The sequence below is a fragment of the Clostridium aquiflavi genome, assembly GCF_031344075.1.
Classification (GTDB): domain Bacteria; phylum Bacillota; class Clostridia; order Clostridiales; family Clostridiaceae; genus Clostridium; species Clostridium aquiflavi.
Genome location: NZ_JAVJAN010000063.1, coordinates 1 through 9,816 on the forward strand (window position 1 = coordinate 1; position 9,816 = coordinate 9,816).

The window sequence follows — 9,816 nt, forward strand, 5'->3', positions numbered from 1 at the left end:
AGTAAATGCAGATACAAAGAAAAACTTACAATTAAGAGTAGATGCAGAACATGGAGCATGTCAAGGAAAGAAAGACTTAGCAACACTAGCTAAACAATTAAATTTAGATGCAATCCATGATACAGTACACGAAATGTGTAAAGATGAAGCTAGACATGGAAGAGCATTTAAAGGATTATTAGATAGATATTTTGCATAATATAGTGATTAATTATATTATTGCTTAAAATTTAACTTAAATTATCCCTAAATCCAATATTATAAATAATATTTATTTACTGAAAGTAGGTATATGGAAATTTATCCATATACCTATTTTTAGATTTAATACCTAAAACATCATTTGTATATTTTTAATTAATAAAGTGTGACATAGCCTTTTGTTTTTTTATAAATTTATTGTAAACTTATATTGATAATATAGTTGACAATTGAAAAGCCATAATTATATAATATAAGAAACTATTAAGGGGGGAAAAGTTATATCTAGTAAATTAATATTAAAGGATCAAATTGTATGTGCAATGTTTGCTGTTATTACAGCTATATGCGCTCAAATTTCAATACCATTTTTTCAAGTTCCGTTTACAATGCAGGTCTTTGCAATTGTACTCTCAGCAGTTATTCTTGGGTATAAAAAGGCGTTTATATCACAAATAATATACATATTATTAGGGGCAATTGGGTTACCTGTTTTTGCAGGCTTTAAAGGAGGAATTCAAGCACTTTTAGGACCAACAGGTGGATATATTACTTCATTTTTATTAATGGTATTAATTATTGGATATTTTTCAGAAAAGTATAATGATAATTATTTTATTATTAGCTTTTCAGGCACATTAGGAATTATAATTTGTTATATTATAGGCACAGCTCAATTAGCGTTTATTTTAAATATAACATTTTCAGGTGCTTTAAAAATAGGGGTTTTACCTTTCGTTATTTTTGATTTAGCAAAGATATTTTTAGGAATATTTTTAGGGATTAATATAAAAAAGAGAATATATATAATATAAAAATATATGAACATATTTTAAAATAGTAGCGGTATATGCCATTTTACCCATTGTATATATCAACACATATTAAAAACATAGCCAAGTATAAAGATGATTTCTGAATAAATAGGAATCATCTTTTTTAAATTCTAAAGTTATATCATGGTTATATTAGGAAAAAGTCAATAAAAACTAAAAAATAATATTATCTTAAGGTTTATTTAAAGATTTATTTAATAGATTGAATATATACTAAATTATGTGTAAAAATATAAATTTTTACCTTGTATAAGAAAAGATTTAATGTAAAATATTTTAATTTATTTTAGGGGGAATAAAATTTTGAAACGAATAACTGGAATTTTACTAGTATTGTTTGTATTTATGAATCAAATAAGTGTACAAGCAGCAACACGGGAAAATATGCAACTTTCTATGGAAAATATAGAAGAAATTATAACTGAGTATAGTCCTGATTTAAAAATAATGAAGAATAATTTAAAAAAAGATAAAGAAAAGTATAAAGATATTTTAGATGAAATTGATGATAAAGAAAGCGAAATCAGTAGACTAGAAAATGATATTAGTAATTATAAAAATGTAGTTAAGCCTCAAGAGATAGCTGAATCTTCAGAGAGTAAAAAGGAAGATAAAGAAATTAAATTGAATGAGGATCTAAGGAGTGCCAAAAAAGAATTAGATTCATTAAAAGATGAAAAGCAAGCAGCAAAGCACAATTTAAAAGTATCTAATATAAGATATGAAAAGGATTTACAAGGCTTAATTGAATCAGCACAAAGACAGTATATACAATATGTAGACACATTATTAAAAAAAGAATTAAAGCAATATGAAACTAATTTTAAAAATAAACAAGTAGAAATAAATAATATAAAGTATGGTAATGGATTTATATCTAAAAAAGAGTATGAGAAAAACTTAGATGATATTACTGACTTTAATAATGAGCTAAAAGAAATACAGGTTAAAGAAAAAAACGAGTTAAAAGATCTATTATTTTCTTTAGGGGTTCCAAGTAATACAGGTATAAAAGTTGATACTAATATAAAAGGTGATCTTGATAAAATATCTAAAATAAATTTTGAAGAAGATTTAGATGATATGTTACTAAATAATATAGACCTAAAAATAAAAGATATGGAAAATCATAAAGCAAAAGATGACTCAGATATAAGTGATTATGAAATTAAAAATAATAAAATTTCATTAAGGCAGGAAGAAGAAAAAGTTAAAATAGAATTTCAAAAAAGATATAATAATCTTATTCTTTCAAGCAACTTGTTAAAAGCAAGCAATGATAAATTAAGTAGAACTCAAGATGATGCTTTAATAATGCAAACTAAATATAATTATGGATTTGCATCAAAGAAACAAGTGGATGAGTTAGAAGTTGGTTTAAATAATAAAAATCAAGATTTTATATCACAAGTAAATAATTTATACATGGATTATTTAAGCTATATGAAAATGAAAGATGGATATTAGAGTGGAGTGGTATAAATTATGAATAAAATAGAAATAAAAAATTTAAGTCCTAAAAATATTATTTCAAAAGTGAAAAATTCTAAAAAACGTATGAGTAAAAAAAAGATGGTTATGTTAATTGTAGCTATTCTAGTTATTGTAGGAATTGCATTTAAGATGTTTTTTTCTAAACCTCCTAATGTACAAGCTCAAAATACTATTCTTAACAAAGCTAATATTGTTAATAGTATTAATGTTTTAGGTGAAGTAAAAAGTGGAAATTCTACAAATGTTTATACAAATTCAGGTAATATAGTCAAAGAAGTTAAGGTTAAAGTTGGAGATGAAGTTAAGACTGGAGATGTTCTAGCTATATTAGATACTGAAAAATTAAAAGAGGAAATAGAGCAATTAACAGAAACTTTGAGTGCTTCTGAGGCGAATGGTAAGTTAGATCTTGATAGTAAAAAAAGAGCATATGACAATATAGTTTACATAAATGAGAATAATCTTAATACAGATCTTATAAATGCAAACTCAATGTTAGAAACAGCCAAAATGACTTTAGAAGATGCAGAAAGATTATATCAATATAACAAGACAATTTTAGGATATGGAGAGATATCTAATCAGGAATTTAAAAAATCAGAAAATGATTATAATAAAGCTAAAGATGATTATAACAAAGCTAATGTTGAGTTGGAAAATTCGAAACTAAAAATACAAGAAGATTTAAAAAATGCACAAAATAGCTATGAAAGCGCTAAAATAGCTTATGAAAATAAAAGTGAACGTGTTGCACTTGAAAATAAAAAGAAAGAATTAGATGAATGCACAATTAAAGCTTCAGTAGATGGAACTATAACTACTGTTAATGCAACTGTAGGAAACCCAAGCACAGGAACATTATTTAAAATAGAAGATTTAAACAATTTGGTTATAAAAGCATCAATAAAGGAAGTCGACATTGCTAATATAAAAGTTGGTCAAAAAACTATAATAAAAACAGATGCAACGGATGATTTAGAACTTTTAGGAGAAATAAGTGAAATAAGTCCTACAGCTAAAGTTGATGAACCTACTGTAGCTACTGGTAATTCTACATCTAATAGTGGAGATGTTATTTTTGAAGCTAAAGTAAAAATTAATGAGATGAATGAAAATATAAAGATAGGAATGAAAGCAAAATTAAATATTATTTTGGAAGAAAAAAATGATGTTTATGCAATTCCTCATGAGAGCATAATTGAAAATGAAAATGGTCTAAGTATATATGTAGCTGAAGCACAAGAAGATAATAAATATATTATTAAAGAAGTAGCTATAAATAAGGGTATGGAATCAGATTTTAATGTTGAAATCTATGGAGATGAACTACAAGATGGAATGAAAGTACTTTCTGAACCAAGCAATTATACTGTTGGAAGTATAGTTGAACTAGGTGGAGGAATGGCTGAGCCTGTTGGAGGTGAGGTTATTGAGCAATAATATAATTGAAATGAATAATATTGTAAAGAGCTTCTATATAGGAACTGAGAATCAATTAGATATTTTAAAAAACATTGATATAAATGTAAAAAAAGGCGAATTTATATCAATAGTAGGGGCTTCTGGATCTGGTAAAAGTACTTTAATGAACATTATAGGAGCTTTGGACAGACCTACATCTGGAACTTATATATTAGATAGTACTAATATAAATGATATATCAGACAATGGATTATCAGAAATACGTAATAAAAAAATAGGTTTTGTATTTCAAACATTTAATTTAATACCAAGAAGTAGTGCACTTAAAAATGTTGAGTTACCAATGCTTTATGCAGGAGTGGATAAAAAGATTAGAATAGAACGTGCTAAAAAACTTTTAGAGCTTGTAGGAATGGAAGATAGAATTAATCATCTTCCAAATGAGCTTTCTGGTGGTCAGAAGCAAAGAGTGGCAATAGCTAGAGCTTTAGTTAATGATCCAAGTATAATACTTGCTGATGAACCTACAGGAGCATTAGATTCAGAAACTGGAAGATTAGTTATGGATTTATTTCATAAAGTACATGAAACAGAAGGAAAGACTATTGTATTTATAACTCATAATTATGAATTAGCATTAGAAACTGAAAGAATTATAACGTTGAAGGATGGAAAGATAATATCTGATGACTATAATAAGAATTATTCTAAGAAATTTCCAGATGGTGAAAAGTTATGTTTATAAAAGAAAATATAATGCTTGCCATAGCTGGAATCAAATCAAACAAGATGCGTTCTATTCTTACGATGCTTGGAATAATTATTGGAATTTCTTCTGTTATAGGAATAGTATCAATTGGTAATGCCATAACTTCATCTTTAACAAGTACATTAGCTAGCAATGGAGCAACAAATATAGATGTTTCCATCTCTCCTAAGAGTGAAGGAGAAGATGGAATGAGCTATGATTCAAATGCATGGGATAAAATGACAGAAGAAGATTGCTTTTCATTAGAACAGATTGATGAATTTAAAGAAAGATTTAGCAATGACATTGATAGTATAAGTGTATCTGAACATGGCGGATCAGGAAAAGCAAAAGAAGGATATTCATATGCTAATGTAAGTATTATGGGTGTAAATGACGGGTATAAAGATGCCAAAAATATAAAGCTATTAAAAGGTAGATTTATAAATGATAAGGATGTAAAAGGAAAGAGAAAACTTGCCGTTGTATCTGATAAATTTGTAAATAATATATTTAAAAAAAATATAGATCCCTTAGGAAAAGAGATTAAGGTATATGTAGGAGATGATATTAAAAGTTATGTAGTTGTAGGTGTATATAAATTTGAAGCATCACCTTTTGATGGAGGTAGTAGATCATCTGAAAAAGATATGCAAACTAATTTATATATTCCAGTAACTACATCTAAAGAATCTGCTAAGAACAAAAATTATTCATATTTCACTGTAAAGCCAAAGGCAGATGCTGATATAATGAAATTAACAAATGATTTTAGTAAATATTTTAAAAATCTATATAAAAATAATAAAAACTGGACAGTTCAGGTTCGTAATATGGAAAGTGAGCTAAAAGAAATGACTTCAGCTCTTGGAAAAGTATCTTTGGCTATTTCGGTCATAGCAGCAATATCATTACTTGTTGGTGGTATTGGAGTAATGAATATAATGCTAGTGTCTGTTACAGAGAGAACAAAAGAAATAGGTACTAGAAAAGCATTAGGTGCAAAAAGTTCTCATATAAAAATGCAGTTTATAGTAGAATCAGCTATAATATGTGCAATAGGTGGGACAATAGGAATAGTGTTAGGTATAGGGATGGGAATTATTACATCTTTAGTTTTAAAATCGCCAGTTGTTATATCTGTTCCTACAATATTAATTAGTTTTACGTTTTCTATGTTTATTGGAGTGTTCTTTGGATATTATCCAGCTAATAAAGCTGCGAAACTTGATCCAATTGAGGCACTAAGATATGAATAGATGTTAGTTGAAAGTTGATAGTGGAAAGTGGAGAGTTAAGGAAAAAATTCCTTATTGGAATTTTGAAATTATATTTTTAGAAAGTCTTAAAGATTTTCAACCAAAACTTTTAATTCTCAACTCTCCATTCTTAACTAAAAAAGGTGGCGTAGCCACCTTTAATTTATTATGCGATTATTAACTTGATAATTATAAATTGTCTTTGAAATCTGAGCTATTTTTTCTTCAGCATTTTCTAAATCTTTTGTATAAATTATAAATATGTAAGGGTTGTCTGGAAATACTATTGCTATATCATGTATGTATTCATTACTAGAACCTACTTTATGAGCAACTATGTTATGAGGGATATATTTATCTATTCTATCATGATAATCAGTAGATTTTAAAACATCAATTAAATGAGAGTAAGTTACATCACTTTTATTGTCATAAATATGCTTTAAAATTCTGAATTCAGTTTCTGGAGTAGTTATATTTTCATTATATGGTATTGAAATATTAAACATTTCATTAATTTCTTTTCTAACTTGATCATGTCCACCTAAATATGAACCAATCATATTAGTAGCAATATTATCGGAATTAATTATAGATAAATCTAATAATTCACTAATTGGAGTAGGAGGAATGTCACATAAATTTTGAAGTATTCCTGTCCCTTCTTCATAATCATCCTCTTTATAATCTAATTTTTTATTAAGTAAATTTTTATCTGTCTTATTTTTTTCATATGTCAATACATTTAATTTAACTTTATAAGTACTTGCAGCAATGAAAGTATTACTTTTATTAAGCTCAATATATTTATTATAGTTTAAATCATAGTATATAAATCCAACACGATCGCTATCAGATCCTAAATAAAAAAGGATTCTATCCTCAAGATTATATTTACTATCATTTAAAATTTTCAATTTTTCATTATCACTTAAAGTTTCATTAAATAAATCTTTGTTTATTTTAGTGCCAGTAATTAGTTTAGTAGGTTCAACAGTTTTAACATTTTCAATATTTTCTGTATTGGAGCTATGAGAATTATCACTATCAATATGAACTTTATCATAATTTTCATTATCTTCATTTGATTCAATGTTTTTAGCTTGTACTATGTCCTCGGATTGTTGTGGAAAATAATAAACGCAAAAAAACAATGTGATAATTAATACAGTTAAAATTAAAAATGTTACAAAATAATCCTTTAAAATCCTCATATTTTATCTCCTAATAAAAATGTTTCTTGTAAAAATTGTATGAAATATATAAAATGATGTCAATAAATTTTTTGATATTAACAATGATAGGAAGTAATATTAATAATATAGTAATAATTGAGTTACCACATTTAGTATAATATAACAACAAACGAAAATATCTTATAGTCTTGCTTAATTACATAAATTATATACTAAATTTATAATAAGGAGTGATATTGTGAATAAATATTCTAATTATTCTTTAAAATTAATTAATAAAATAAGTGAGGCAAAAGAAATAAGTTATTATGAACTTAAAAAGATTTTTTCAAAATATGAAAATGAAAAAGACGATAAAATGAATAAGAAATTTGATTTAGATATAGAATTAGAAAAGTTAGAAGAAAAAGGATTAGTAGCACAAGAAGATGGTATGATAATTTTTGAGGATGTTTAAAAAATATAATGTAATAAATGTTAATGTTATTTAAGCTATAAAAATACTTAAATTTTTTATAGCTTAAATTTTTTATTCTACAAATAAAAATAAGTTATAATTAAATTATAATAGAATTTGTATAATTGTAATTTAATTGGATTAAAATATAATATTGATAAAATAATAAATAAGTTAAAAATGAAAGTTGAGGAATGTTATATGGGTAAGAAGATGAAAAAAAATAAGAATGTCAATATATTACTTACTTTAGGTGCAATAACAGGAGTAGCAACAGCAGCAACTTTAGGATTAAATAAAGTTAAAAATAAAGCTAAAAATAAAATTTTTACAGAATCATTTGAATATATGAATAATGAAGGCAAAGATGTGTACTTTGTAGGTGGAGGTTTAGCTTCATTAGCTGGTGCAGCTTATCTTATAAGAGATTGCAATTTTGAAGGTGAAAATATTCATATTATAGAGGGTATGAAAATACTTGGGGGTAGTAATGATGGTGGAGGTAATCCAGTTAATGGATTTATATGTCGTGGTGGAAGAATGCTCAATGAAGAAACATATGAAAACTTTTGGGATCTATTTTCGAGTATTCCATCATTAGAGTTTCCAGGAAAAAGCGTTACTGAGGAAATTTTAAATTTTGATCATTTACATCCAACACATGCACAAGCTAGGTTAGTTGATAAAGATGGTGTAATACAAGATACAAAGAGTATGGGATTTAATAATGCTGATCGTATGGCACTTGGAAAATTAATGGCAACTCCAGAAGAAAAATTAGATGATATGACTATTGAGGAATGGTTTGAACATACACCACATTTCTTTGAAACAAATTTTTGGTATATGTGGCAAACAACATTTGCATTCCAAAAGTGGTCTAGTTTATTTGAATTTAAACGCTATATGGAACGCATGATATTTGAATTTTCACGTATTGAAACTTTAGAAGGAGTAACTCGTACAACATACAATCAATATGAATCAGTTATTATGCCATTAAAATCTTATTTAGAAGACTTTGGAGTAGATTTTAGTATTAATGCAACAGTAACAGATCTGGATTTTAAAGAAGGAGAAGAGATTACAGTTACTGCAATACACATAAAAGATTCGGAAGGAGAAAAAATAATTGAATTAAAAGATGATGATGTATGTATTATGACTAATGGTTGTATGACTGATAATGCAACATTAGGAGATTACAATACACCAGCAGAGTATAAAATAGATAACCCAATGTCGGCTGAACTTTGGGAAAAAATAGCTAAAAAGAAAATTGGACTTGGAAATCCTGAACCATTTTTTAAATATCCAGAGAAAACTAATTGGGAAAGCTTTACTGTAACTTGTAAAGGAAATAAATTATTAAAACTTATAGAGCAATTTTCTGGAAATATTCCAGGTAGTGGAGCATTAATGACTTTTAAAGATTCAAGTTGGCTAATGAGCATAGTTATAGCTGCTCAACCACACTTCAAAAATCAACCACTTGATACTACTATTTTCTGGGGATATGGATTGTACACTGATAGAGAAGGAGATTATGTAAAGAAACCTATGCGTGAGTGTACTGGAGAAGAAATCTTAATAGAGTTATTACATCATTTGCATTTTGAAGATAAAATTGATGAGATAAAAGAATCTATAGTTAATGTTATTCCTTGCATGATGCCATATATAGATTCACAATTTCAACCACGCAAGATGAGTGATCGTCCTAAAGTTGTACCTAATGGCTCAACAAATTTTGCAATGATTAGTCAATTTGTTGAAATACCAGGAGATATGGTGTTTACAGAAGAATACTCTGTACGTGCAGCTAGGATAGCAGTATATACTTTATTTAATATAAAGCATAAAAAAATTTGTCCAATAACACAATATAAAAAAGATCCAAGAATATTAAAGCAAGCATTAAAAAAATCTTATAGTTAAATTTAGCTCTACTTTAAAATAATTATATATTTAAATGATAAAATATTAAGATATGTTTTAAATATGTGTGGATATATTTTGCGTATACATATATCCACACTTTGCTAAAACATAGCTTTTAGAACAAAATCGCTAAGGCGACTTTGGAGCCGTCGATTTTTTTAGCCATGCGCCCTTTCTAAACGCAGTGCAGGAATAATGGTGCGGCATATGATTATTTTTTATTCTTTAGGGGTACTCATAATACCTTTAAAACACATTATTT

Annotated in this window: 9 protein-coding genes; 8 read left to right on the forward strand and 1 reads right to left on the reverse strand. The window is 26.6% G+C overall.

Annotation, left to right across the window (positions count from 1 at the left end; all coding sequences use genetic code 11):
• The 6 genes from RGC78_RS15240 to RGC78_RS15265 all read left to right on the forward strand — a co-directional run.
• On the forward strand, positions 1-199 hold a 199-nt coding region (locus tag RGC78_RS15240), incomplete at its 5' end, for a ferritin family protein (RefSeq protein WP_491536913.1).
• A gap of 313 nt (positions 200-512) precedes the next feature.
• A complete protein-coding gene (locus RGC78_RS15245; protein ID WP_491536914.1) occupies positions 513-1,016 on the forward strand; it encodes a biotin transporter BioY in 504 nt (167 codons plus the stop codon).
• A gap of 324 nt (positions 1,017-1,340) precedes the next feature.
• Positions 1,341-2,504, forward strand: coding sequence for a coiled-coil domain-containing protein (locus RGC78_RS15250; protein WP_252213685.1), 1,164 nt, complete (start codon positions 1,341-1,343; stop codon positions 2,502-2,504).
• An 18-nt stretch (positions 2,505-2,522) separates the two neighbouring features.
• Entirely contained in the window at positions 2,523-3,971 is a 1,449-nt protein-coding gene (locus RGC78_RS15255) for an HlyD family secretion protein (protein ID WP_309556907.1), read from the forward strand.
• Positions 3,961-4,698: an ABC transporter ATP-binding protein gene (locus tag RGC78_RS15260; RefSeq protein WP_286674011.1), complete on the forward strand. Its 738-nt coding sequence runs from the start codon at positions 3,961-3,963 to the stop codon at positions 4,696-4,698. The genes RGC78_RS15255 and RGC78_RS15260 overlap by 11 nt, the downstream gene beginning before the upstream one ends.
• Positions 4,689-5,960, forward strand: coding sequence for an ABC transporter permease (locus tag RGC78_RS15265; protein ID WP_252213681.1), 1,272 nt, complete (start codon positions 4,689-4,691; stop codon positions 5,958-5,960). The genes RGC78_RS15260 and RGC78_RS15265 overlap by 10 nt, the downstream gene beginning before the upstream one ends.
• Positions 5,961-6,118: 158 nt before the next feature.
• On the opposite strand, the gene RGC78_RS15270 is transcribed toward RGC78_RS15265, so the two are convergent.
• Positions 6,119-7,174, reverse strand: a complete 1,056-nt coding sequence (locus tag RGC78_RS15270) for a serine hydrolase (RefSeq protein WP_252213679.1) — start codon at positions 7,172-7,174, stop codon at positions 6,119-6,121.
• Positions 7,175-7,394: 220 nt separating this feature from the next.
• Between RGC78_RS15270 and RGC78_RS15275 the strand changes: the two genes are divergently transcribed.
• Positions 7,395-7,613, forward strand: a complete 219-nt coding sequence (locus RGC78_RS15275; RefSeq protein WP_252213677.1) for a DEAD/DEAH box helicase — start codon at positions 7,395-7,397, stop codon at positions 7,611-7,613.
• Positions 7,614-7,814: 201 nt separating this feature from the next.
• A complete protein-coding gene (locus RGC78_RS15280) occupies positions 7,815-9,551 on the forward strand; it encodes an oleate hydratase (RefSeq protein ID WP_252213675.1) in 1,737 nt (578 codons plus the stop codon).
• The last annotated feature ends 265 nt before the right edge of the window (positions 9,552-9,816 follow it).